Below are 25,422 nucleotides of genomic sequence, written 5' to 3' on the forward strand. Positions count from 1 at the left end.
TAACAAATTATGTTTTTCATATGTTTCTAATTTTTTTGTTAAAATTATTCTTTCTCCCAATGCGCTTCAGTTCCCTGAGGAGCTGCGCCACCCTGAGCCGGTGTTACCGGAGGTAATTCCTGGTTGATGTGATATACATACGCTGCAATCTTTTCAATTTCAGCACCGGAAACCTCTCCGTTCTTACCGAACGCTCTCATCGCAGGATTGGTAGGAGATCCGTTCCAGTCCATGTGGAATACATTTTTAAATAATGTTTTTTCCGGCTGGTTGATCCAGTAATTATCCGTAAGGTTCGGACCGATACCACCACCACCGTCTTCCTTGTGACAAGATGCACAGTTCGTTTTAAAGAGTTCTTTACCTTCTGCAATATTATCAGCTGAATACTTAGCTGTTTCAATAGTTACAGGAGGCTGTGTCTTCTGATATTCTTCAATGCTGGCCAACTGCTCTTTATATTCTTTTTCATATTCTGTTAATGGATGAGCAAAATCGGTGAAAGAATATGCTGCAACATACACAATACAAAAAGCGGTCCCAAAATAGAACAAACCTACCCACCATTTCGGCAATTGGTTGTCCAATTCCATAATCCCGTCGAAACCATGGTCAATAAGGATGTCCTTCTCTTCAGCAGCAGACTGTTTTTTAAATGCAGCCTGATATAACCTTGTTAAATAAGGAACTTTCTTCTCTGCCAGATAAGCAGCCTTCTCTTCAGGAGATAGTTTTTTGAATTTGTTATTCTCAATAAGATCTCCGATAGCACTGTGAATGTATGCCAAAATACCGCCAATCACTACAGTTCCCCAGAAGTAAGGTGAGCCCAGGAACTCATAACTCTGTACAAACAGATAATAAAAAACTATTAAAAGTCCGATTATTATTAGGATGTTTACAAAAACCGGTGTTCTTTGTTTCATAATAAGTAGGTTAATTTTTTAAATTAAAATTATCATCATCCTGATCGTCACTCAGAGGAGCTTCTTCTTCTTCCTTGTAAAACTTTTTAGGTCTGCTAAAAACATATATTACAAGTGCTACGAAGAACAGCATAAAGAAAATCAGAGCCAAGGTCTGGTAAAAGCCAGCATTGTCCGTATTGGATAATATGTCTTTAAAGTTCTGAGGTATCATGATGGGAACTTTTTAATGTTAGTTATTACTTGCTGTTTTGATTTCAGTCGTTTTGATATCCGTTCCTAATCTCTGAAGATAAGAGATCAGAGCTACGATTTCTTTTTTCTCCAGTTCACCTTTAGGTCTCTTTGCATACGCATCTTTCAAGTCGGTAGCTTCAGAGAATATATCCCTTACAATTTTAGTAGCCTGGTTATCTGCCCAAGAGTTTGCAGAATCAATTTCAGCTTTGGTGTAAGGCACCTCAAATGCACTCTTCATCAGCTTCATTTTATCAACCATTTTAGATCTGTCAAGATCCGTAGCAATTAACCAAGGATAACGTGGCATGATAGAACCTGCTGACGTAGATCTTGGGTTGTACATGTGCTTGTAATGCCATGAACTTGGGTTTTTACCACCTTCTCTATGTAAATCCGGCCCGGTTCTCTTAGATCCCCAAAGGAATGGTCTGTCATATACGAATTCACCTGCCTTGGAGTACTGTCCGTTTTTACCGTTGAATCTTACGATCTCATCTCTGAATGGTCTTACCATCTGGGAGTGACATGCGTTACATCCTTCTCTGATATAGATATCTCTACCTTCTAATTCAAGTGGAGAATATGGCTTCACTGCTGAAATCGTAGGTACACTTTTCTTAAGAGATAGCGTAGGGATGATCTCCACCATACTACCTATTGAGATAGCCAGTAAAGACAAAATACCCATTAATGCAGGAGTTCTTTCCAACCAAAGGTGAGTGCCTTCTCCCTCCTTACGTTTTCCGGTGATGTTGGCTAAAGCCGGAGCTTCTGCAGGTACATCTTTCTGGAAAGATCCTTTTCTTACGGTAGCAATAAGGTTAATCACCATTAAGATTGCCCCTGAAAGATATAAGAATCCACCGAAGAATCTCATTTTAAAGTAAGGAATAATTGCCGTTACGGTATCAAGCCAGTTTTTCCAAACCAATGTTCCGTCCGGGTTGAACTGCTTCCACATTAATCCTTGTGTGAAACCTGAGATATACATTGGTACCGCATAGAAAATGATTCCCAGTGTTCCTAACCAGAAATGCCAGTTAGCAAGTCTTGTAGAATATAATTTCGTTCTCCATAAGATTGGGATCAGGTAATAGATTACACCAAATGCCATGAAACCATTCCATCCAAGTGCACCTAAATGTACGTGACCGATTACCCAGTCTGTAAAGTGACCGATTTTATTAATATTTTTAGTTGCCAATAACGGCCCTTCAAACGTTGCCATACCATAACAGGTTACCGCAACAACGAAGAATTTAAGAATAGGATTTTCTCTTACTTTATCCCATGCTCCTCTTAATGTTAAAAGCCCGTTTAGCATACCTCCCCAAGATGGTGCAATAAGCATAATCGAGAAACCTGTTCCCACTGCCTGAGCCCAAGCCGGTAAAGCGGTATACTGAAGGTGGTGAGGACCAGCCCAGATATAAACGAAGATTAATGACCAGAAGTGAATAATCGATAGTTTATAAGAGAATACCGGTCTGTCTGCAGCTTTAGGTAGGAAGTAATACATCAAACCTAAAACCGGAGTAGTCAGTACGAATGCAACCGCATTATGACCGTACCACCATTGTACGATAGCATCTTTTACCCCCGCATATGCCGAATAAGATTTCCAGCCTGTGAAAGATAAAGGAACCTCCAGGTTATTAAAGATGTGAAGCATTGCTACGGCAATCCAGGTTCCGATATAAAACCAGATGGCAACATATAAATGCCTAACTCTTCTTTTAGCTATCGTTAAGAACATATTCGCCCCGAAAATCACCCATGAAATGGTAATTAAAATATCGATTGGCCATTCATGCTCTGCATATTCTTTAGAAGTGTTAATCCCCATAAAGAACGTAATATACGTTACAATGATCATGATCTGCCATGTCCAGAAATGGATCCAAGACAGGGTATCACTGTACATTCTTGTTTTCAGTAATCGCTGCAAAGAATAATATACCCCTACATAAACAACATTCATTACGAATGCGAAAATAACGGTAGATGTATGCAGCATTCTGATTCTTCCAAATCCAAACGCACCATGCGTATTTATCAGCCCTTCTATACCGCCACCGACACTCTTGATGGTTGTATCGTCAGTTCCGAATAAAAATTCCGGAAGCTCAGGGTAGAAAAGCATTAATGCAGCTGTAAGCCCAAACAAAAACCCTATGATCCCGAAAACTACGGTCGCATAAAGAAATGCCCGGACAATACTGTTGTCATAACTAAACTTTTGTGTTTCCATATCAACTATTCACTTTTTTCTTCAATTTTTTTACTTTCTCCTTTTTCATCATCGTTTTCTTTGTTGCCAGGTTCATTCTTTTCCTTGATTTCATCAGAGTCGAAAAGAATTCTTACGGCAGGGGACTCATCGTCCTCAAACTGCCCTTTTCTGGCGTACACTATAAACACGACCAGGAAAACTGCAGCCAAAGAAACACTGCATAAGATCATTAAATATAGAATATCCATTAGACAACAAAATTAACCTATTTTCGGGGTTCAAATTTAGTGAAAAATAATGATATTCGTCACGAAATACGGCTTTTGTCTAATTTAAAACCAGTCTAAATAAGGGCGTTTAAGCGTGTTTTTTGAAATATTTCCTGCCCAATATCCAAGTTGAAAGAGTAGTGAAAGAAACAACTGTGATGGAACTTGCCGGCATAATCAGAGCGGCGAAGAGAGGATGCATATGTCCTGTAACTGCGTAACTTAAGCCTACAACATTGTAAAGAAAACTGATTATGAATGTCATCTTCACAATCGTCATCGAGCCTTTGCAGACATTCAGGTATTTATCGAGAAGTACCACTTTTTCACCGTCCATAATGACATCGGAAGAAGGGGTAAAACTATTAGTGTCGTCAGCAATCGCTATACCTACATTACTTTGCTTTAACGCTCCGGCATCGTTAAGTCCGTCTCCAAGCATGGCTACTCTAAAGTTTTGATCCTGAAGGTTTTTGATGTAATTCAGCTTGTCTTCTGGGCTTTGGTTAAACGCCATTCCTTTGTATGAAGGAATCAGTTCTTTAAGCTGGTTTTCTTCCGAAGAATTATCACCGCTAAGAATGAAAACATGGTAGCCTGTAAGTTTTTTAAAGAGGTTTTTCAGATTTTCGCGATATTCATTTTTAAAAATAAATTTCCCGATAAACTCATTATTTTTGCTGATGTAAACTGCCGTTTCCAGGTTCTTTGACTCCTGATTATTATATCTTGCCGAACCGATTTTATAAAGATTGCCTCTTACCATCGCTTCATAACCTTTCCCTGAAATTTCTTTAAAATGTTCTACCTGATAGTAGTCATCATTGATTTCAATAAAATCATACAGCGATTTTGAAAGCGGGTGATTGGAGTTCTTTAAAAGTGTTTTGATATTCAGCAGGTCAAAGTCTTTAATCTCTAATCCTTCATAGGTGATATTGGATTTTTTTCTGTGGGTGATGGTTCCTGTCTTATCAAAAACAATCGTATCAAGTTTGGAAATTTTCTCAATCGTGATCGTATCTTTTACATAAAACTTATTTCGACCTAAAATCCTCATAATGTGTCCAAAAGTAAAAGGAGCGGACAGGGCAAGCGCACAAGGGCAGGCAATAATCAAAATGGCAGAAATTACCTGAAACATCTTGTCAAGATCAATAAAATACCAGTAAATACCTGAGATTAAAGCGATGCCTAAAATGATGAAAGTGAAATACTTGCTTACATTATTGGTTAAGGTGTCTAGTCCGGTTTCGTGCTTTTTAAAAGCTTCTTTGTTCCAAAGTTGGGTAAGGTAACTTTGGTCAACATTTTTAATCACTTCCAGTTCCAGTGAAGAACCGATTTGTTTTCCGCCTGCAAAAATTTTATCTCCCGGCTGTTTACTAATGGTGGCGCTTTCACCTGTAATAAAACTGTTGTCTATATTTCCTTCACCGTTAATGAGGATGGCATCAACAGGAATGATTTCCTGATTTCTTACTAAAATACGGTCTCCTATTTTAATTTCTGAAAGTAGAATATTATCCTGTTTGCCTTCAAAATCCACTTTAGTAACAGCAATAGGGTAGAATGATTTGTAATCGCGGTCATATGAAAGTGCATTGTAGGTTCTCTTCTGGAAAATTTTACCCAAAAGCATGAAGAATAAAAGTCCGCACAGGGTGTCAAAATATCCGGGACCATAGTTGGTTGCCACTTCATAAAGACTTCGCCCGAAAAGAACGATAATTCCCAGGACTATAGGAACATCAATATTTACAATTTTATTTTTTAGCCCGTACCATGCAGATTTGTAGTAATCTGAGGCAGAATATACCACTACCGGAATTGCCAGCAGACACATCAAAGCCCTAAAGAGTCCTTTATAATGTTCCATCCAGTAATCTTCACCGCCGATATATTCGGGAAATGCGAGAAACATTCCGTTTCCGAAAGCAAAAGCAGCAATAGCAAATTTTACCAGAAGTGATTTATCGAGATGTTCAACGTTTTTATCGGCTGTTTCTAGACTGATTACCGGCTTGTAGCCCAGATTAGTAAGAAAATTGGCTAATTCGCTCAATTTTAATTCATTATGATTGAATGAGATCTGCAGCGTCTTTCTGGTAAAATTAACCTGGGAATATTTTATATTTGAATTTAATGTATGAAGGCTTTCCAGCAACCAGATGCAGGAGGAACAATGGATTACAGGAATTTTAAATGTAACGAGACTGGTGCTTCCTTCGGAAAAATCAGTTACTTTTTCAAATATTTCCGGGGTGTCAAGATAATCGAACTGCCCGGAATTTTCATCACCCGGACGAATTCCTGCTCTCTTATTAAGCTCGTAGAAATTATTTAAATTATTAGCATTAAGAATTTCATAAACCGATTTACAACCGTTACAGCAGAAAGTCTTTTCGTCAAATAAAATTCTCTCTTTTTCGATGCCTTGGCCACAATGAAAACAGTTCTCGCTCACCTTCATAAATTATTGAACTACAAAATTATAACAATTTTTTTTGTTTATCGAGTTAAAAAGTTCTATTTTTGTGATAAATGTCATATAAAATGTCGCAGGAACAACAGATTGCCATCGAAGAAAGGTTCGCCAGAGTTTTTAATGATAAATCATTTAAGGAGAGACTTTCCAGTGCTGATTTCGAAAAATATATCAACGCCAAAAAGAAACTGAGTTTCCAGAAACATGATACGATTTTCGAAGACGGAGAAGCTCCAAAAGGAGTTTTTGTTCTGGAGAAAGGAGCTGCGAAATTATCAAAATCGGGAGCGTTCGGGAAAGACCAGATCTTAAGATTTATCAAAGAAGGTGATATTATCGGTTATCGATCGCTGCTGTGCGGGGAAAATTTCCAGGCAAAAGCGGAAGCTATGACAGATATTGAAGCAACTTTTCTGCCGGCCGATGTTTTTATGTACCTGTTGGAAATAGATCCTCAACTGTCATTTGTTATGCTTCAGAAGATTTCCTATGAATTGGGAGAATCTTCCAATACCATCACTTTCCTTGCCCAGAAAACGGTAAGAGAAAGACTTGCGGAAATTTTACTCCTGCTTGAGCAAAAACTGGGTGTAGATCCTGAAGGCTTCATCAAAATATCTTTAACAAGAGAAGAAATCGCCAATATTATAGGAACGGCCACCGAAAGTGCCATCCGCCTTATTTCCGAATTCAAGGGAGACAATCTCATTGAAGTGGACGGAAGGAACATTAAGATTCTCAACCACGACAAACTAATGAAACTCGGTCACGTAGTTTTATAAAAATCATACAAACTTCAAGTCGGCCTAGCGCCGACTTTTTAACTTAAAATAGATACATTATGTCTGTTCATTCTGAAATAAAGAAAGTTACAACGGAAACCTTGCGCAAGATGAAATTTGACAAGGAAAAGATAACCATGCTCACCGCATACGATTATACTACTGCAAAGATGGTGGATGCCGGAGGAATTGATGCAGTTCTTATCGGTGACTCTGCAGCCAATGTCATGGCAGGTTTTGAAACCACGCTTCCCATTACGCTGGATCAGATGATTTATCATTCGCAAAGTGTAGTACGTGGAACAGACAGGGCTTTAGTCGTTGCCGATCTTCCTTTCGGTACTTATCAGAGCAACCCGGAAAAAGCTTTGGAATCCGCGGTAAGAATGATGAAAGAAGGTGGTGCTCATGCCGTAAAAATTGAAGGTGGAAAAGAAATTTCAAAATCCATCAAAAAAATCATCAATGCCGGAATTCCTGTAATGGGACATTTAGGGTTAACACCTCAGTCAATCTATAAATTCGGGACTTATAAAGTAAGGGCAAAAGAAGAAGCCGAAGCAGAAAAATTAATTGCTGATGCCCAACTGCTGGAAGAGCTGGGCTGCTTTTCGGTGGTGCTTGAAAAAATTCCTGCAGATCTGGCTAAAAAAGTAACAGAATCTATTTCAATCCCGACGATCGGTATCGGTGCAGGGCCGCACTGCGACGGACAGGTTTTGGTATATCATGATATGGTAGGAATGAACAAAGGTTTCAGTCCTAAATTTTTAAGAAGGTATCTTGATCTTTATACTGAAATCACGGGTGCTGTAGCACAATATGTAAATGATGTAAAAAGTCAGAATTTCCCTAACGACAGTGAAAGCTATTAATTCATGAATAATCAACAGACAACCCAGGGAGTAATTTCTATCGTAGCGCTATTATGTCTTGTAGTAGGCTGGTTTGATCTTTTTTCTCCAGACATCAATATATTGCTTTCCCGAAGAGTATTTTACGTACTTATCGGAATAAGCTTTTTTCTTCAGGCTCCTTTTATGACGACAAAAAATTTCATGTACGCCATGTATGCAGCAGCAGGATTATGTATTGTAGGAGCGCTTTTTCCGGTAGACTGGAAAATTTCCGGAATTAAAACATTAGGCCTTCTCGGAGGCATTATTCTTTCATTTTCAAACAGACCCAATTATCGTAAGTAAAAATGGAGGAACAGATTATGTATGAAGACAACCATCTTCTGGTGATCAACAAAAAAGTAGGACAGCTGGTACAGGGTGATAAAACAGGAGACGACTCTTTACTGGAACTGATTAAAAACTTTATAAAAAAAAGGGATAATAAACCGGGGAATGTATTTCTTGGTCTGGTTCACCGTATCGATCGGCCTACTTCAGGTCTTGTGATTTATGCTAAAACTTCCAAAGCATTGTCACGACTTACGCAGATGGTTAAAAATCGAGAGATAAAAAAAACATATTGGGCGGTTGTTGCAAAAGAAATGATTCCGCAGACCCAGAGACTCATACATTTTTTAAAGAAAAACGAAAAAAATAACAAAGCCATTGTTTTTCCAAAAGCTACGGATGGTGCTAAAGAAGCGATTCTTACTTACCATGTTATCAAAAGTCTCGATAATTATCTTCTGTTGGAAATAGATTTGGAAACGGGACGACATCACCAGATCAGGGCCCAGCTTTCAAAGATTGGCGTCCCGATAAAAGGTGATCTTAAATACGGATCTCCAAGATCGAATCCGGACGGAGGAATAAACCTTCACGCCCGCAAACTGGAATTTGTTCATCCCGTAACCAAAGAAAATATCGAAATTACCGCACCCGTGCCTCAGAATGATGCCGTATGGAGAGCTTGTGAAGAATAATTATATTTAATTCCGTAAAAATACTGAGCTTAAAACAGTAAATTCCCGGTGATGAATTTTGTTTTTTAGAGATAGTTTTACATCATCAAACTAAAGAACAATAATCATGCTTACACTGGGACAACTTAAAGAAGCAACCTGCGCCAAATCAGCATACGCCTTAAAATTTTTACCGTATGTTATTGAAACATGCGACAGGTTTTCAATTAATACCCCTTCAAGAATACTTAATTTCCTGGCACAGGTAGGCCACGAAAGCGGCGGCTTATTCTACACGGAAGAGTTGGCCAGCGGAAGCGCTTATGAAGGAAGAAAAGATTTGGGAAATACCCAGAAAGGTGATGGGGTGAGATTTAAGGGAAGAGGATTAATTCAGATTACCGGAAGAGCAAACTATAAAGCAGTATCGCTTGCTCTGGGAACTGATTTTATTACAAATCCTACATTTTTAGGCGGAAAGAATGTGACAAAGTGTAATGAGGTCCAGTTAAAAAATGCTGTGGAAAGTGCAGGGTGGTTCTGGAACAGTAAGAATCTGAATGCACTGGCAGATCAGATCGATATCACCAAAAATATAGATACCGGAAATAATCTTGTTGTATTTAAAAAAATCACAAAAACAATAAATGGCGGTTATAACGGTTTGCCAGACAGGCTGAACCGGTATAAATCAGGATTGCAGTATTTCCTTTAATTGTAACAGACTATCTTCAGACTGAAAATAGTCTTTATTTTTTAGGAGCTTTTTCCCGCTATCGCTACTCGCTTTATTAGATTTCGGCGGCGGCAAAGCCGCCGCCGAAATCTAATAAAGCTCAGACAGGCCGCTCAATCGGGGCTAGGGTAGGGTCACTCATTTCAATATTGGAAAATATAAAAATTATTGATTATCAATAAAATGAAGCGAAAATTAAATCTGTGTCATTTGCGAAATCTGCGGGAGATCAAAAAGAAACAATCATAAACCAATAAAATTTCATCAAGCTTCGCGAAGCAAATCCATTTGTCTCTGCTTACTAAAATAAGAAGCCTAAATGGGAAGTCTTTGCGTTAAAACCAAACATCTGCATCATCCGCAAAATCTGCGGGATATAAAATTAAAAATCAATTCATAAAAGAATATTTTCACGCTTCGCGCAGCAAATATATTTGCCTCTGCTTACTAAAATAAGGAACCTGAATAAGAATTCTTTGCGCTAAAACCAAAATCTCTTTATCATTAGCAAAATCAAAAACTTCCGACTTCCTCCTTCACAAAAAATTTTGCCCATTTCAAAAAAATGTCTACCTTCGTTCCAGACTTTAGGGGTGTCTGTTTGTGAACAGGCTGAGATTTTACCCTTTGAACCTGATTTCTAGATCATACTAGCGTAGGGAAAAGTGAGATGACTTTTGCTGTACATTCTATTGTACAATGACGGACATTCCTAAAGTATATAAAAAATTTAGGAATGGAACTCACAATCAACCACACTGTAAGAAATTTTGAAATACTTCCAAAGACACTGGAAGCATTACTTGCTATAGAGATTCCCCACAAAAGAAAAGGAATTGCCGTAGCACTCAACAACCGCATTATTCCGCAGTCATCCTGGCCGGAAACATTCCTCAACGATAAAGATTCAATTTTAATCATCACTGCCACACAGGGCGGTTAACTCACAATATCAATTATTATGGCTCATAACATCACCCGTTCGCCGTTTCCGAACTCTAAAAAAATCTATGTTGAAGGAAAAATACACCCGATCAATGTAGCAATGCGTGAAATAGAATTAAGTCAGACAAAGCTTTCCAACGGAGCATTAGAACATAATCCGCCGGTTACAGTGTATGACACGTCAGGACCCTATACCGATGAAAATTCTGAAATCAACATCGAAAAAGGGCTGCCAAGAATCCGTGAACAGTGGATTTTAGACCGAAATGATGTAGAAATTCTTGACGGAATTACCTCAGAGTACGGAAAAGCCCGCCTTGCAGATTCAAAATTAGATGAATTGAGATTTTCTTATAACCACAAACCCAAAGTAGCAAAAGAAGGAAAACAGGTTACCCAATTATATTACGCAAAACAGGGCATCATAACTCCCGAAATGGAATACATTGCCATCAGGGAAAACCAGAGAATCGAGCAGCTGGATTCCGTTACAAAAGAAATGGCTTTTCAGCATCAGGGAAATAGCTTCGGTGCAAAAACTCCGAAAAATAGAATCACACCTGAATTTGTAAGAGACGAGATCGCTGCCGGAAGAGCCATTATTCCCAACAACATCAATCACCCGGAAAGCGAACCGATGATTATCGGACGTAATTTTCTTGTTAAAATTAATGCCAACATCGGAAACAGTGCCGTTTCATCAAGCATTGAAGAAGAGGTGGAAAAAGCAGTTTGGGCCTGCCGTTGGGGGGCAGATACGATTATGGATTTGTCTACCGGAAAAAATATTCACGAAACCAGAGAATGGATCATCAGAAACAGTCCGGTTCCTATCGGTACCGTCCCGATTTATCAGGCGCTGGAAAAAGTAAAAGGCGTTGCGGAAGATTTAACATGGGAAATTTTTAAAGATACTTTGATTGAGCAGGCGGAACAGGGCGTTTCCTACTTCACGATTCACGCCGGTGTCTTATTGAGATATATTCATTTAACAGCAAAACGGGTTACGGGAATTGTCTCCAGAGGCGGTTCGATTATGGCAAAATGGTGTCTTTTTCATCACAAAGAAAACTTTTTGTACACCCATTTTGAGGAAATCTGTGAAATCATGAAAAAGTATGATGTTGCCTTTTCTTTAGGCGACGGCCTTCGTCCGGGTTCTATTGCTGATGCGAATGATGAAGCACAGTTTGCCGAACTGGAAACTTTGGGAGAATTAACAAAAATCGCATGGAAACACAATGTTCAGGTGATGATTGAAGGTCCCGGCCACGTTCCGATGCACATGATTAAAGAAAATATGGAAAAACAGCTGGAAGTTTGTGATGAAGCTCCGTTTTATACATTAGGACCTTTAACAACAGATATTGCACCGGGTTACGACCACATCACTTCAGGAATAGGAGCGGCAATGATCGGTTGGTTCGGATGTGCCATGTTGTGTTATGTAACACCGAAAGAACATCTGGGACTTCCGAATAAAGAAGATGTAAAAATAGGAGTAATTACCTATAAACTGGCGGCCCACGCAGCGGACTTAGCGAAAGGGCATCCCGGCGCTCAATACAGGGATAATGCGTTGAGCAAAGCAAGATTCGAGTTCCGGTGGGAAGATCAGTTCAACCTTTCCCTTGATCCGGAAACGGCAAGATCATATCATGATGAAACGCTTCCGGCAGAAGGAGCTAAGGTCGCCCATTTTTGTTCAATGTGCGGACCAAAATTCTGTTCCATGAAGATTACCCAGGAAATCCGCGAATCTGCAGAAAAAGGAATGCTGGATAAATCCCAGGAATTCATCGAAAAAGGGAAAGAAATTTATATATGATCATCATTATCACTCCTGAAAAAATTGTTCCTAATGAAACTGAAGTCATCAACGAATTATTTCAGGAAGGTTTAGATCTGCTTCATATCAGAAAACCGTTCATGAATTTAGAAGAAATGAAAAATTTTATTCAAAAGATAAATTCTGAATTTCATCATCGCCTGGTTTTGCACAGTCATTATGATTTGACTGAAAGGTGTAATATTTCAAGACTTCATTTCAGAGAAATTAACAGGCAGAATGAGTTGTATAAATCTTTCACAGATAAAACGATTTCTACTTCTGTTCATGATATTGAAACTTTTAACGAACTAAGTGAGAATTGGGAATATGCTTTTATCAGTCCTGTTTTTCCGAGTATTTCTAAAAAAGGATATGGAAAAGATTCAGAAATTTTAAATGATATAAAAAAAAGAGATAATTCAAATGTAAAGCTGATTGCGCTGGGAGGAATTCATAAAAATAACATCAATGAAGTTTTAAACGATAATGTTGATGGAGTGGCCTTGCTGGGAGCAGTGTGGGAAAGTGACCAACCTTTAAATGTTTACAGAAAATGCAGGCAGCACGTCCTTTCGTTATGAGTATTGCCGGCTTCGATCCAAGCGGTGGAGCGGGTTTGCTGGCGGACGTTAAAACATTTGAACAGTTAAAAGTTCAGGGATTGGCTGTCTGTACGGCAATGACTTTACAAACAGAGTCAGAGTTTTTTGGAATGCGGTGGCAACCTTTAGAAGAAATTTTAAACTCCATTCATGTTTTAATGAAAAATTATGATGTGAAAGCAGTAAAAATAGGGGTGGTAAAAGATGCAGAATTTTTAAATGAAATAATAAAAACTATTAAATTAATTAATTCAGAAACTAAAATAGTTTGGGACCCCGTTTTGAAGAGCACCTCTGAATTCTCTTTTTTTGATCTGAATACCATTTCACCATTAAAACATATAATCCAACAAATCAATTTAATCACTCCAAATTATAATGAATACAATATTCTGAAAGAAGCAGGCCTTTTTGAAGAGCCGCATAATTTATGTTCAATATTAATGAAAGGGGGGCATCGGGAAGATAAAATCGGAACAGATATTTTAATTCAAAATGGAAAAGAAATATTTATTGAACCGAGTGATACGTTTTCTGGTTTTTATCCAAAACACGGTTCCGGATGTGTGCTTTCTTCAGCGATTGCCGGTTGTTTAGCATTAGGAAAAGACATAGAACAAGCATGCCGAAGCGGAAAATTATACATCGAAAAATTTTTAACAAGCACACCTGCTTTATTAGGGTTTCATTCTCGAATGGACCATTAAACTTTGAGCTTTGCTGAATGAATACACTTATAAATTAAAAACAATAAAAAAACTTAGCGCCTTTGTGTTAAAAAATAAATGGAAAAATTACAATACATCTCTCAGGGTATCACAATAGAAGAACAGGAAAAAAATATACGGAAAGCGCTCGATAATGGTGTAAAATGGATTCAGGTACGCTGGAAAAAAGCTCCCGAAAGAGAATTCATTAAGCTCTGTGAAATTTCAAAAAAATTATGCTCAGATCATCACGCTGTTTGCATCATTAACGATCATGTTCAGATTGCAAAAGATATTGATGCAGACGGCGTTCATGTAGGGCTCAATGATATGTCAGTTGAAATAGCGAGACTTATTTTAGGAGAAGATAAAATTATCGGAGGGACGGCCAATACATTTCAGAACGTTCATCAGCGAATGGTAGAATCGTGTGATTATATTGGACTTGGTCCTCTCAGATTTACAACAACTAAAGAACAGCTGAGTCCGGTTTTAGGATTCAGAGGATATCAGAACATCATTCAGGAATTACATGACAAATCACTTGAAATTCCTAAAATTTTTGCCATCGGCGGTGTGGTATTGAACGATATAGAATTACTACAGCAGATCGGAATTTACGGAGTAGCCGTTTCGGGGCAGATCACGGAGCAGCCTTCTATCATTACCAAATTTAAAACAGCTTTACAATGAATAATCAACACTTAACAATTGCAGACAGAACCTTCGGATCAAGATTATTTCTGGGAACAGGAAAATTCGGGAATCTTGCAGAAATGACCAGTTCCATCATGGCATCGGGAAGCGAAATGGTAACCATGGCACTCAAGCGAATTGATTCACAATCTTCAGAAGACGATCTGCTTAACGCCATACAGCCGACAGGAGTTCATCTTTTGCCGAATACTTCAGGAGCGAGAACGGCCAAAGAAGCAGTTTTGGCAGCACAGCTGGCAAGGGAAGCTCTGGAAACCAATTGGGTAAAACTTGAAATTCATCCCGATCCTAAATATCTGCTTCCGGATCCTATAGAAACATTATATGCTACAGAAGAACTGGCAAAATTAGGATTTATCGTAATGCCATACATTCATGCTGATCCTGTTTTATGCAAACGTCTGGAAGACGCCGGAACAGCGGTTGTCATGCCGTTGGGAGCTCCGATTGGAACCAACAAAGGACTGAGAACACTGGATTTTTTAGAAATTATCATCAGCCAGAGTAATGTTCCCGTTGTAGTAGATGCAGGAATTGGTGCACCCTCCGATGCGGCAAAAGCTATGGAAATGGGTGCTGATGCGGTTTTGGTGAATACAGCAATTGCAGTAGCCCAGAATCCTGTAAATATGGCATTGGCTTTTAAAGAAGGTGTCATTGCCGGAAGAAGAGCTTTTGAATCCGGACTAGGAGCGATAGCACAGCATGCTGAAGCTTCGAGCCCGCTGACTGCATTTTTATTTGATTGAAATTAAATAAGATGAAGAGTTTTAAGCATTTTTTTGAAAAACATCAATGGGATGAGGTGAAAGTAAGGCTTGGGAAAGTAACGCTACATGATGTTGAAAAAAGTCTTCAGAAAAAAAATAAAACGATAGATGATTTTTTACATTTTATTTCACCTGTTGCCTCTCAGAAACTGGAAGTAATGGCAAAAATGGCGCAGCAATTAACTCAGAAGCGATTTGGTAAAACCATTCAGCTGTATGCGCCGCTGTATCTCAGCAATGAATGCCAGAATATTTGTACCTACTGCGGTTTCAGTCTGGATAATTCCATTAAAAGAAAAACACTTTCCGATACAGAACTGATGATAGAAGCCGCCGTTTTAAAATCAATGGGCGTCAATCATGTTTTGCTGGTAAGCGGTGAAGCCAATAAGACGGTTGGAGTTGATTATTTCCTGAATGCCATACAGCTTTTGAAACCACATTTTGCCAATATTTCGATTGAAGTACAGCCCTTATCGGAAGAAGAGTACCGAAAGCTGCATGAAGCAGGAGTAAATGCGGTTTTGGTTTACCAGGAAACCTATCATCAGGAAGTGTATAAGAAATATCATCCAAAAGGAAAAAAATCAAATTTTAATTTTCGCCTGGAAACACCGGACAGAATAGGAAGTGCCGGAATTCACAAAATAGGACTGGGAGTTTTACTGGGACTGGAAGACTGGAGAATCGATAGTTTTTTTAATGCATTGCACATTGATTATCTTCAGAAAAATTATTGGAAAAGCAAATATTCCGTTTCATTTCCGAGACTGCGGCCTGCCGAAGGTATTATAGAACCTAATTTTATCATGGAAGATAAAGATCTGCTTCAACTGATCTGCGCGTACAGAATCTGGAATGAAGATCTGGAAATTTCAATTTCGACAAGAGAGAATGAAAAATTCAGAAATCATATAATTTCATTAGGAGCAACAACAATGAGTGCAGCTTCTAAAACTAATCCGGGAGGCTATTCCGTAGATAAAGAATCTCTGGAACAGTTTGAGACCAGCGATGAAAGAAGTATGGATGAAATTAAAAATATTATTAAAAAAGCAGGCTACGATCCCGTAATGAAAGACTGGGACTCGGTTTACAGCGGAATCTAAAACTTTAAAAAAAAGCATCTATCATTTGCTGAATGAAATGCCTCTGCGAACGAAGAAATCTTCAGAATAATTTTGAAGTTACTTGCGTTCTCTGCGTTAAAAAAAAATCAACAATAAATTATTAATGAAAAGCGAAGACACCTTTGCCCGATACAGCCGACAGATCTTTATCGAAGAAATCGGTATAGAAGGCCAGCGAAAAATAATGAATGCCAGAGTTTTAGTCATTGGAGCCGGTGGTTTAGGTAATCCGGTCATACAATATCTGGCTGCTGCGGGAGTAGGCACTCTGGGTGTTGCAGATTTTGATAAGGTAGAACTTCACAATTTAAACCGACAGATTGTTCACAATGAGAAGACGGTTGGGATGTCTAAAGTAAAAAGTGCTGAAAATTTTGTCAGAGCCTTAAATCACCAGATTCAATATATTGGCATTGAACAAAAAATTGATGAAACAAACGCTGAAGAAATAATTTCCGAATTTGATATCGTTGTTGACGGTTCCGATAATTTTACAACGAGATATTTGGTTAATGATATTTGCGTAAAACTTCAAAAGCCTTTGGTGTATGGAAGTATTCTCGGATTTTCCGGTCAGGTTGCTATTTTTAATCATCGTGGAAGCAAAAATTTAAGAGATATTTTTCCGGAGCCTCCTGTTGATGAAGATTTTCCGGATTGCGACAGCCTTGGTGTTCTAGGCCCATTACCGGGAGTTGTCGGAAGCATGATGGCAAATTTAACATTAAAGATCATTACAGATCTGCCATTGCAGCTGAATCGGTTGACGTTAATTGACACGCTAAATTGGCGTTTTCAGACCATTGATTTTTAAACAAAAATTTCAATATTCCAAGTATGGTACAGGTAAATATTGTTTTTGTAAGTTTGGCTAAAGCCGGCAAGAAGTAAAATAGAAAAAGCGGACTAAAGTCCGCTCCAATGGATAAAAATACCTTTTAAATTTATTGTCCCTGCGGCATCACACCACCGTTGTCTTCTTTTTTCGTCTGATTCAGGATATTGGCATCTTCTTTAGCCAGTTTGTTTTTCGTTGGAATTTTATAATTTACGGATAATCCGAAGTTTCTTGTATCATATTTACTTCTTATAAATACAGATTCTCCTGATGGCGGGTTCGAGCGTACCTGCATTACCTGTCCGTTGAAAATATCATTCGCGAACACTGAAACAGTCAGACGGTTGTCCATGAACTTCTTCGTTAACGTAAGGTCAAAAGAATTGTTGAAAGGCTTTTCTGCTGTAAAGTAGAAATAACCAGCTTTAGGAGTTAAATAACTGTAATTGGCGGTAAGTTTAATTTCTTTTGGTAAAATGATCTGTGTCATGATATTAAAAATCCAGAAACCTTTATTGTTCAGATTGTCAATGTCATGTTTTTGGTATCCGGCATAAATGTACATGAAATTAATTTTATCAGGGTTAAAATTAAACTTCATAATCTCGCTCAGAGGTTTGCTGAAGACCATAAACGGAACAGGCAACCCGACATTGAAATTGTGAATTCTCATGTCTGAAATATTGATCTGCTCATTAAATAAGTTTTTCCCGTCTTTTCTGATAATCTGTGCCACCTGGTTTTTAGCTGAACTCACACTATATCCGATGAATGCATAATCAAACGCGGAAATCTTCAGTTCATAATTATCAAAAATAGTAGGCTGAAGATTCGGGTTACCGGTGACCTGTGTGTTCGGTCCTTGGAAGGTTACGTTATTAGGATTCAGTGCGGAAATGCTTGGCAGGTTTATTTTCTTATTGTAATTCGCCGCTACATAGACCTGGTTCATCAGATTGTACTGAACACTGGCATTCGGAAATAATTTAAATTTATTAAAAGGAATAAGATCTGCTTCAATAAGGGTATTGGTTTGATCGTTATATCTTGTAATACCGGAGATATCATAATTTTCTGCACGGGTTCCCAATATAAAATCAAATTTTTTGAGTTTCGCCTGGAATTCCAGATAAGTTGCAGTTGTTTGTCTTGTATAATCCAGGTTAGTGATTCCTTTGCTTTCCGTGTCGAATTCCTGATGCTCATACAAACCGCCCAGGCTTACTTTTCCGCCGTCAAGAAGATTCAGCGGTTGAGAATAGTCTACTTTAAAATTAGCGACTCTCATATCAGAGGTATTATCCAGAACATTTCCCAAAGAGACTCTTGGTTCCCATGAACTGGTATCGGCATATTTTTTATCTCTGAAAATATTATCCTGCACAAACTTACTGTCGGATTTTGTATAGCCAAACTGGAAATCCAGTTTTTGTGCCTTATCTGAGAAGCGCTTTTGGTAAGTAACCACTGCTTCCTGTCTCGTGGTAAGCGTATGGGCAGCATCGGATGCGTCAAAACTAAAATCTCTGTACGTAAATTGTTGCGGATTCGTGTTAGGAATCGGTTTGGCTTCCTGCCCGTCTCCGTCACTTAATGTATAATTGTCATTATTATTATGGTAAATATCATAATTTACAAGCAACCGGTCCTGTCCCAAGTCAAAAGTCAGTCCCGATTTTGCAAAATAACCTCTTCCGAATCTGTCGGTATTGCTTGTTAAAAGATTATCCTGCTTGCCGCTCAGCATACTTTCACGATAATTTTGACCGATATTTAATTGCCATCCGAAGATTTTATTTCTTGCATTTAAATTGAGGGAATTGCTCGTTCTGCTTCTGTATTTATCGTAATTTGTAAAAGAGTAGTTGCCGGAATAGGTTGCCGTTAAATATTTATTAGCATTTTTATTGGTAATGATATTCATAATCGCACCACCGGAAGTAGCGGGAAATTCGGCGCCTGGCTGGGTGATCACTTCAATTCGGTCTACGGAATTGGCAGGCATACCTTCGAGGAAAGAATTCAGTTCATTGGAGGTTATATTTAAAGGCCTTCCATTAAGGAATACATCCAGCACTTTTCCCTGATACATCATTCCTGCAATATCAGTGGAAACAAGCCCCGGAAGCTTTTTGATACCTTCCAATACATTTCCGTTATTGAGTTGCGGCTGCTCGGAGAAATCGAAGATTGTTCGGTCAGCTTTTTGCTCAACGGCTTTTTTAGTTTTGGTGATGGTTACCCCTTCAATTTGTTTTTCCTTTACCTGGCTATTAGACTTTTCCTGAGCGAATATCAGGACAGTACTCAGTAATGATAAAGCAGTTATTGTTTTTTTCATAATATTTCCTACTACCAGGTTAGACGAAGTAATTTCATTTTTGTTACAGGGTAAGGCTTTATTTTATATACTTTAAAACAGATTCGGGTCTGTATTTGGGACTTCTCTTCAGAAAATCCATGAAAAATGCGGTATGGGTACCTCCCATCAGCAGTACGATGCGGTCATTTTTGTTGATGTTGATTTTATTGAAATTGGAGAACATTACCAGATTCCTATGATACATTTTAGCAGCCTCGTCGGCTCCTTCGTTCCTGTCTTTTGTGGAGACATAAGTCAGCAAATCTGCATTAATGTTAATCAGCATATCGAGCATTTGAGGATGATTGTTGAGTTTAAACAGTTCGCGGAAAGTCATTTTATCCTCAGGGTATTTTTTCTCAGAGGCATCCACCAGTGCGCCATATCGCTCATAGGTGGCATCATCCCGTTTGTTCCTAAGATGATAGTAGAGGCTGTAGTCGTATCCTTCCTTATAATCTATACCGAAAATTTTAGAGGTTCCGGACAGCCTTCCAATTTCAAAAGCAAGAAGTTCGATCTCGCCCGGATTTTTATATTTCTTTTCCGGATTCTGAAGATATTCCAGGTAGTCTTCCTGAAGAACAGTGTTGTTTTCGGGAAGATCTTCCACCACGATAATGGTCGGCCTGAATGCGGCAATCTCTGCGGCGATTTCATGGATCCTTCTTTTATTTTCTGTGTTGTGCTCATCAAATTGGGTAGTGTTTGCATCAGAAGTATTGCCCATGTGAAAGGTGGCGATATTTAAAATAGGAACGGCATCATCAAATTTATCTTTAAACTGAAACGTTTGGGCCTTCAAAGAAGCTGCAAAGGCAAGAAAGAACGTGGTAAAATATATTGTTTTCATGGTAATAATAAGTAAAGTAAATTCTTATTTCAAAGAATCGAATTCTGTATAATCGAAATCAGGGGATGATGTGAATAGCTTTCTCAGAACAGAGGCGTGCCCATTGCCTACAATTACCAGCAATCTGTCTTCCGGGTGATGCGGAATATTCTGAATATTTCTGAACATTCTCAGGTTTCTGTCGTACCAATACAACGCCAGCATATCGGCACCGTCATGTTCTCTCAGCTTAAAATCGCCACTCAGGTATGCCCCGTATTCATACTGATGGTATTCTTTTCCGTTCGTATATTTGAAAAGATCCAGCAGCGATCTGAAGTTTTTGGGTTCCGAGCTTTTAAAGAAAATATTGTACTGTTTTGAAACAGGATCATCGCTCTGAAAGTCGTATTCTGCAGACAGGTTCTTGAAATATAGCGAATCGGTCTTCGCAAATTTTTCCTGCAGATCATCCAGCACCGAATTTGCATCTATGCTGTACAGCTCGTTTATCTTAAGCTCTTTCGCAATACGCATGGCCAGCTGATACCGCTCATCCCTTTTATCGGCATACTTCCCTTCCTTGTATTCTTTTAGTTTCTGGTTGGCATTCCATTCAGGAAATGCTTCGATAGCAATTTTGGTCGGCTTGAACTTTTTAATATACTCTACAAGCGCAGTGACTTCTTTTGCCGTTTTTGGCGAAAGAACGTCCACCTGATCGCTTTTTTCAGTCTTGTGTGCATCGAGATTAGGATAATCAAAATGGAAGGACCCTACGACGAGTACTTTTGTTTTGGCACCGGGAAAATATTCCGCCGGTTTTTTCTGAGCGGTAATAATTGTTGATAAACAAATCAAAAATGTGCATACTAATGTTTTCATGAATAATTGATTGAGGTTAATAAATAAATGATGATATCATTTAAAATGATAATCTGTACTGTTTTTTGCAAAATTATTGTTTGCCATCAGAAAGACTGCTGCCATTTCGACCAACCACATTTAAACAAGTGTAAAATGAATTTGTCGGAAAAAAATAACTGTTTATCGAAAAAAGGAGATGAATCTTCATAGATAATCTATTTTTGTTGTATGAAAACCAGTAAACTGCTTTATCTGCATATTTTCTTTTGGACAATTTATAGTACCGGCGCGGTTCTCATTCCCTATTTTGTATTTCATTCTAAGAATACGATTTTTAATATAACCTTCTTTATAACCAGTATCACTTGCTTTTATGTCAACTATTTTATTGTAGTTCCAAGGTTTTTTGATGCCGACAAAATTTATAAATCTTTTTTCGCTTTTTTTCTTAGTGTAAGTTCTTTTGTATTGGTGAGATATTTTGCGGAAGAATGGTTTTTGCCAACGTTTTTCGGGATAAGGAATTATGCAGAAGAGACAGGTTTTGTCTTTTATTTCTTCGATAATATTTTTTACAGCAGTACCACGATCTTTATCAGTACTACCTTTTGGTTTTTTAAATATTCCATTATTGCAGAAGAAGAAAAGTCTCAGCTTATTGAAGCCCGGAAAACCGCAGAGTTACAGGCGCTGAAAACCCAGATCAATCCTCATTTTATTTTTAATTCTTTAAATAATATCTACTCGCTCGTATATCAGAAATCAGATAATGCATTGCCCGCTATTGAAGAGCTGAGCCGCCTGCTGCGATACAGTACAAAAGATCTCGGCGAAGACCGAATTGCTTTGGAGAAAGAAATAGGCTATATCGAAAGTCTCATAGCTTTGGAAAAACTTAGGATTAAAAATCCCGAACTGCTGGTCATTGAAAAGAAAATTCTTCATCCGGATCTTAGCATTTCGCCGATGATTTTGGTTCCGTTTGTTGAAAATGCTTTCAAGCATGGTGATTTCCGCGACAAAGGTTTTAATGTGAAAATTTCTGATGAAAACAAAATGCTGCAATTTTATCTTTTAAATTATAAAAAAGAGAAGATAAAAGATTCTATATCAGGAATTGGCATTGAAAATGTGAGAAAAAGGCTGGAAATTTTATATCCTAAAAAATACTCATTGGATATCAAAGATTCTGAAACGGAATTTATTGTTGATTTAAAAATTGATTTACGGAATGAAGACCATTAAATGTATCATTGTTGATGATGAGCCGCTGGCTGTCTCTTTGCTGGAAAATTATATCCGGGAAATGCCTTCTCTTGAACTGATATTCTCGGCTGAAAATCCGGTTGATGCGTTAGAATATATCCGGAACAATACTGCAGATCTCATCTTTCTGGATATTCAGATGCCGGAACTTTCGGGGATTAATTTTATGAAAATTGTGGGCGATAAAATGAAATATATTTTAACAACAGCCTATTCAGAATACGCTTTGGAAGGATATGACCATAATATTGTCGACTATCTCCTGAAGCCGATTTCATTCGAACGTTTTTCTAAAAGTGTTGAAAAGGCACAGGTACGTTTCCCATTAAATACGCCGGAACAAAAGCACTTCTTCGTAAAATCTTCCGGGCAGCAGCACAGAATCTACTTTGAAGATATTTTATATGTTGAGAGCATCAGAGATTATGTAAATGTCAAAACTGCAAAAGAAGAGTTTATTGTTTTAGATACTCTGAAGTCAATGGAGCAGCAGCTTCCTGAAAACTCCTTTATCAGGATTCACAAATCTTTTATCGTTAATCTCAATCATATCAAAACTATCGGAGCCAAAAAGATCATCGTCCATCCGGAACATGAGATTCCGATAGGAGAGAGCTACAAAATGAATTTTCTAAATCGTATCAAGTAAAAAAGCAACTTCAATTTGAAGTTGCTTTTTCTATTATTAATTAAATCTAACAATTAATTTTCTTGTTGCTTAATCAGGTTTAATGCAGAACCGGCCTTAAACCAATCGATCTGCTGATCGTTGTATGTATGGTTTGCCGTAACGATGTCTTTAGATCCGTCAGCATGAACGAATTCTAACGTAAGTTGTTTTCCCGGAGCAAACTGCTCAAGATCAAGGAAATTCACTGTATCGTCCTCCTGAATTTTATCATAATCGGCTTCATTAGCGAAAGTTAATCCTAACATTCCTTGTTTTTTAAGGTTTGTTTCGTGGATTCTTGCGAATGATTTTACCAATACCGCTTTTACCCCAAGGTGTCTTGGTTCCATGGCAGCATGCTCTCTTGAAGAGCCTTCTCCGTAATTCTGGTCACCTACAACAATTGAAGGAATTCCCGCAGCCTTATAAGCTCTCTGTACAGCAGGAACTTCACCGTATTCACCGGTAAGCTGGTTTTTCACTTTGTTGGTTTCCATGTTGTAAGCATTCACCGCTCCGATCAGCATGTTGTTGGAAATATTATCTAAGTGACCTCTGTATTTCAACCATGGTCCTGCCATGGAAATGTGGTCGGTTGTACATTTTCCGAATGCCTTGATCAAAACTTTAGCACCAGAGATGTTTTTACCGTCCCAAGCCGGGAACTCTTCTAATAGCTGAAGTCTATCTGAGGTTGGGCTTACATTTACGGACACGTGAGAACCGTCTTCAGATGGAGCCTGGTAACCGTTGTCTTCAACTGCGAATCCTTTAGATGGCAATTCAGAACCTTTTGGCTCGTCTAATTTAATCTGCTCACCTGCTTCGTTGGTTAAAGTATCTGTAATTGGGTTGAAGTCTAATCTTCCTGAGATTGCTACTGCAGCTACCATTTCAGGAGAAGCTACGAAAGCGTGTGTATTCGGGTTACCGTCTGCTCTTTTCGCGAAGTTTCTGTTGAAAGAGTGAATGATAGAGTTTTTCTCTCCTTTTTCAGCACCTTCTCTGTCCCACTGCCCGATACATGGTCCGCAGGCATTGGTAAAGATTCTTGCGTTTTCGAATTTTCTGAAAGAGTCTAAGAATCCGTCTCTTTCAGCAGTATATTTTACCTGCTCAGAACCTGGGTTGATCCCTAAGATTGCTTTAGGCTTAACACCTTTTGCAACGGCATCTTCCACGATAGAAGCAGCTCTTGATAAATCTTCGTAAGAAGAGTTGGTACAAGATCCGATCAAAGCCCATTCCACCTCAAGCGGCCATCCGTTGGCTTCTGCTTTTGCTCTGAATTCAGAAACAGGTGTTGCCAAATCCGGAGTGAAAGGTCCGTTTAAGTGAGGGGTCAATTCAGAAAGGTTGATTTCTATCAGTTGGTCGAAATATTGTTCAGGGTTTGCATATACTTCAGCGTCACCTGTTAAGTGTTCGGCAATCTGATCTGCAGCATCCACAACATCCTGTCTTCCTGTAGAAGCAAGATATCTTCTCATGGAATCGTCATATCCGAAGGTAGAAGTCGTAGCACCGATTTCAGCACCCATGTTACAGATGGTTCCTTTTCCTGTTGCGGAAAGAGATTCTGCTCCTTCTCCGAAATATTCTACGATGCATCCTGTACCTCCTTTTACAGTAAGGATTCCTGCTACTTTAAGGATAACATCTTTTGCAGAAGTCCATCCGGACATTTTTCCGGTAAGTTTTACCCCGATCAGTTTTGGCATTTTAAGTTCCCATGCCATACCTGCCATTACATCTACTGCATCAGCACCTCCTACACCAATTGCCACCATTCCTAAGCCTCCTGCATTTACCGTGTGAGAATCGGTACCGATCATCATACCGCCAGGGAAAGCATAGTTTTCCAATACTACCTGGTGAATGATTCCGGCTCCCGGTTTCCAGAAACCGATTCCATATTTATCGCAAACAGAACTCAAAAAATTGAAAACTTCCGAGTTTTTATTGATACCTTCCTGTAAATCTTTATCAGCACCTACCTTGGCCTGGATAAGGTGATCTGCGTGAGCCGTTGAAGGAACAGCTACTTTCGCTTTACCTGCCTGCATAAACTGCAACAGCGCCATCTGTGCGGTTGCATCCTGCATTGCTACTCTGTCCGGTGCAAAATCTACATAAGAATTTCCTCTTTCATAAGCCTGTGTAGCATTTCCTTCCCAAAGGTGAGTGTATAATATTTTTTCTGATAATGTAAGAGGTTTTCCCACTATCTGTCTTGCTGCTGCAATCCTTTCAGGGTAACGCTCGTACACTTTTTTGATCATATCGATATCAAATGTCATATCTCAAAAACGTTTTAAAATTATCAAACAATTATAAATGTTCCCAAAAT

24 protein-coding genes and 1 riboswitch are annotated in these 25,422 nt (G+C 38.6%); of the genes, 15 read left to right on the forward strand and 9 right to left on the reverse strand.

Going from position 1 to position 25,422, the window contains the following annotated elements; translation table 11 throughout:
* Window positions 1-44: 44 nt before the first annotated feature.
* The 5 genes from HHL20_RS14355 to HHL20_RS14375 form a co-directional block, all read right to left on the reverse strand.
* Window positions 45-926 carry a cbb3-type cytochrome c oxidase N-terminal domain-containing protein gene (locus HHL20_RS14355; protein ID WP_169231857.1) on the reverse strand — a complete coding sequence of 294 codons (882 nt, stop codon included), beginning with the start codon at window positions 924-926 and terminating at the stop codon, window positions 45-47.
* 10 nt (window positions 927-936) lie between these two features.
* Complete coding sequence (locus tag HHL20_RS14360; RefSeq protein WP_169231858.1) at window positions 937-1,140, reverse strand: cbb3-type cytochrome oxidase subunit 3; 204 nt, start codon at window positions 1,138-1,140, stop codon at window positions 937-939.
* An 18-nt stretch (window positions 1,141-1,158) separates the two neighbouring features.
* Entirely contained in the window at window positions 1,159-3,417 is a 2,259-nt protein-coding gene (ccoN, locus tag HHL20_RS14365; RefSeq protein WP_169231859.1) for a cytochrome-c oxidase, cbb3-type subunit I, read from the reverse strand.
* 5 nt (window positions 3,418-3,422) lie between these two features.
* Window positions 3,423-3,647 carry a cbb3-type cytochrome oxidase assembly protein CcoS gene (gene ccoS / locus HHL20_RS14370; RefSeq protein WP_169231860.1) on the reverse strand — a complete coding sequence of 75 codons (225 nt, stop codon included), beginning with the start codon at window positions 3,645-3,647 and terminating at the stop codon, window positions 3,423-3,425.
* Window positions 3,648-3,756: 109 nt separating this feature from the next.
* Complete coding sequence (locus tag HHL20_RS14375; protein ID WP_185194822.1) at window positions 3,757-6,135, reverse strand: heavy metal translocating P-type ATPase; 2,379 nt, start codon at window positions 6,133-6,135, stop codon at window positions 3,757-3,759.
* Between the two features lie 89 nt (window positions 6,136-6,224).
* Between HHL20_RS14375 and HHL20_RS14380 the strand changes: the two genes are divergently transcribed.
* The 13 genes from HHL20_RS14380 to HHL20_RS14440 all read left to right on the forward strand — a co-directional run bounded on the left by HHL20_RS14380 (window position 6,225) and on the right by HHL20_RS14440 (window position 17,051).
* The gene (locus tag HHL20_RS14380) at window positions 6,225-6,938 is read left to right on the forward strand and encodes a Crp/Fnr family transcriptional regulator (RefSeq protein ID WP_169231862.1); all 714 of its coding nucleotides are present in this window, start codon (window positions 6,225-6,227) and stop codon (window positions 6,936-6,938) included.
* A 59-nt stretch (window positions 6,939-6,997) separates the two neighbouring features.
* Complete coding sequence (gene panB / locus HHL20_RS14385) at window positions 6,998-7,813, forward strand: 3-methyl-2-oxobutanoate hydroxymethyltransferase (RefSeq protein WP_169231863.1); 816 nt, start codon at window positions 6,998-7,000, stop codon at window positions 7,811-7,813.
* A 3-nt stretch (window positions 7,814-7,816) separates the two neighbouring features.
* Entirely contained in the window at window positions 7,817-8,140 is a 324-nt protein-coding gene (locus HHL20_RS14390) for a hypothetical protein (RefSeq protein WP_169231864.1), read from the forward strand.
* Window positions 8,141-8,142: 2 nt separating this feature from the next.
* The gene (locus HHL20_RS14395; protein WP_169231865.1) at window positions 8,143-8,820 is read left to right on the forward strand and encodes an RluA family pseudouridine synthase; all 678 of its coding nucleotides are present in this window, start codon (window positions 8,143-8,145) and stop codon (window positions 8,818-8,820) included.
* 106 nt (window positions 8,821-8,926) lie between these two features.
* Window positions 8,927-9,514: a glycoside hydrolase family 19 protein gene (locus tag HHL20_RS14400; RefSeq protein WP_169231866.1), complete on the forward strand. Its 588-nt coding sequence runs from the start codon at window positions 8,927-8,929 to the stop codon at window positions 9,512-9,514.
* A 600-nt stretch (window positions 9,515-10,114) separates the two neighbouring features.
* Window positions 10,115-10,214, forward strand: a riboswitch (TPP riboswitch).
* Window positions 10,215-10,271: 57 nt separating this feature from the next.
* Window positions 10,272-10,478: a sulfur carrier protein ThiS gene (gene thiS, locus HHL20_RS14405; protein ID WP_169231867.1), complete on the forward strand. Its 207-nt coding sequence runs from the start codon at window positions 10,272-10,274 to the stop codon at window positions 10,476-10,478.
* Between the two features lie 18 nt (window positions 10,479-10,496).
* On the forward strand, window positions 10,497-12,308 hold the full coding sequence (gene thiC / locus HHL20_RS14410; RefSeq protein WP_169231868.1) for a phosphomethylpyrimidine synthase ThiC: 1,812 nt from the start codon (window positions 10,497-10,499) through the stop codon (window positions 12,306-12,308).
* Window positions 12,305-12,892 (forward strand): thiamine phosphate synthase, encoded by a 588-nt coding sequence (locus HHL20_RS14415; protein ID WP_169231869.1) that lies wholly within the window; start codon window positions 12,305-12,307, stop codon window positions 12,890-12,892. The genes thiC and HHL20_RS14415 overlap by 4 nt, the downstream gene beginning before the upstream one ends.
* Window positions 12,865-13,620: a hydroxymethylpyrimidine/phosphomethylpyrimidine kinase gene (locus HHL20_RS14420; RefSeq protein ID WP_169231870.1), complete on the forward strand. Its 756-nt coding sequence runs from the start codon at window positions 12,865-12,867 to the stop codon at window positions 13,618-13,620. The genes HHL20_RS14415 and HHL20_RS14420 overlap by 28 nt, the downstream gene beginning before the upstream one ends.
* 78 nt (window positions 13,621-13,698) lie before the next feature.
* Window positions 13,699-14,313 carry a thiamine phosphate synthase gene (gene thiE / locus HHL20_RS14425; protein ID WP_169231871.1) on the forward strand — a complete coding sequence of 205 codons (615 nt, stop codon included), beginning with the start codon at window positions 13,699-13,701 and terminating at the stop codon, window positions 14,311-14,313.
* The gene (locus tag HHL20_RS14430; protein ID WP_169231872.1) at window positions 14,310-15,086 is read left to right on the forward strand and encodes a thiazole synthase; all 777 of its coding nucleotides are present in this window, start codon (window positions 14,310-14,312) and stop codon (window positions 15,084-15,086) included. Before thiE ends, HHL20_RS14430 begins: the two co-directional genes overlap by 4 nt.
* 11 nt (window positions 15,087-15,097) lie before the next feature.
* Window positions 15,098-16,216, forward strand: a complete 1,119-nt coding sequence (gene thiH / locus HHL20_RS14435) for a 2-iminoacetate synthase ThiH (protein WP_169231873.1) — start codon at window positions 15,098-15,100, stop codon at window positions 16,214-16,216.
* Window positions 16,217-16,340: 124 nt separating this feature from the next.
* Window positions 16,341-17,051: a HesA/MoeB/ThiF family protein gene (locus tag HHL20_RS14440; protein WP_169231874.1), complete on the forward strand. Its 711-nt coding sequence runs from the start codon at window positions 16,341-16,343 to the stop codon at window positions 17,049-17,051.
* Window positions 17,052-17,181: 130 nt separating this feature from the next.
* Here the strand turns inward: HHL20_RS14440 and HHL20_RS14445 are convergent, their stop codons facing one another.
* The 3 genes from HHL20_RS14445 to HHL20_RS14455 are packed head-to-tail and all read right to left on the reverse strand — an operon-like array spanning window position 17,182 to window position 21,154.
* Window positions 17,182-19,416, reverse strand: a complete 2,235-nt coding sequence (locus tag HHL20_RS14445; protein WP_169231875.1) for an outer membrane beta-barrel family protein — start codon at window positions 19,414-19,416, stop codon at window positions 17,182-17,184.
* A 58-nt stretch (window positions 19,417-19,474) separates the two neighbouring features.
* Window positions 19,475-20,290, reverse strand: coding sequence for a DUF5694 domain-containing protein (locus HHL20_RS14450; protein ID WP_169231876.1), 816 nt, complete (start codon window positions 20,288-20,290; stop codon window positions 19,475-19,477).
* 24 nt (window positions 20,291-20,314) lie between these two features.
* Window positions 20,315-21,154, reverse strand: a complete 840-nt coding sequence (locus HHL20_RS14455) for a DUF5694 domain-containing protein (RefSeq protein WP_169231877.1) — start codon at window positions 21,152-21,154, stop codon at window positions 20,315-20,317.
* A 210-nt stretch (window positions 21,155-21,364) separates the two neighbouring features.
* On the opposite strand from HHL20_RS14455, the gene HHL20_RS14460 reads away from it, so the two are divergent.
* Entirely contained in the window at window positions 21,365-22,381 is a 1,017-nt protein-coding gene (locus HHL20_RS14460) for a sensor histidine kinase (RefSeq protein ID WP_169231878.1), read from the forward strand.
* Window positions 22,368-23,051 (forward strand): LytR/AlgR family response regulator transcription factor, encoded by a 684-nt coding sequence (locus tag HHL20_RS14465; RefSeq protein ID WP_169231879.1) that lies wholly within the window; start codon window positions 22,368-22,370, stop codon window positions 23,049-23,051. The genes HHL20_RS14460 and HHL20_RS14465 overlap by 14 nt, the downstream gene beginning before the upstream one ends.
* Window positions 23,052-23,104: 53 nt before the next feature.
* Here the strand turns inward: HHL20_RS14465 and HHL20_RS14470 are convergent, their stop codons facing one another.
* Entirely contained in the window at window positions 23,105-25,372 is a 2,268-nt protein-coding gene (locus HHL20_RS14470) for an aconitate hydratase (RefSeq protein ID WP_169231880.1), read from the reverse strand.
* Window positions 25,373-25,422: the final 50 nt, after the last annotated feature.

This window comes from Chryseobacterium cheonjiense, assembly GCF_012927265.1.
Classification (GTDB): Bacteria; Bacteroidota; Bacteroidia; order Flavobacteriales; family Weeksellaceae; genus Chryseobacterium; species Chryseobacterium cheonjiense.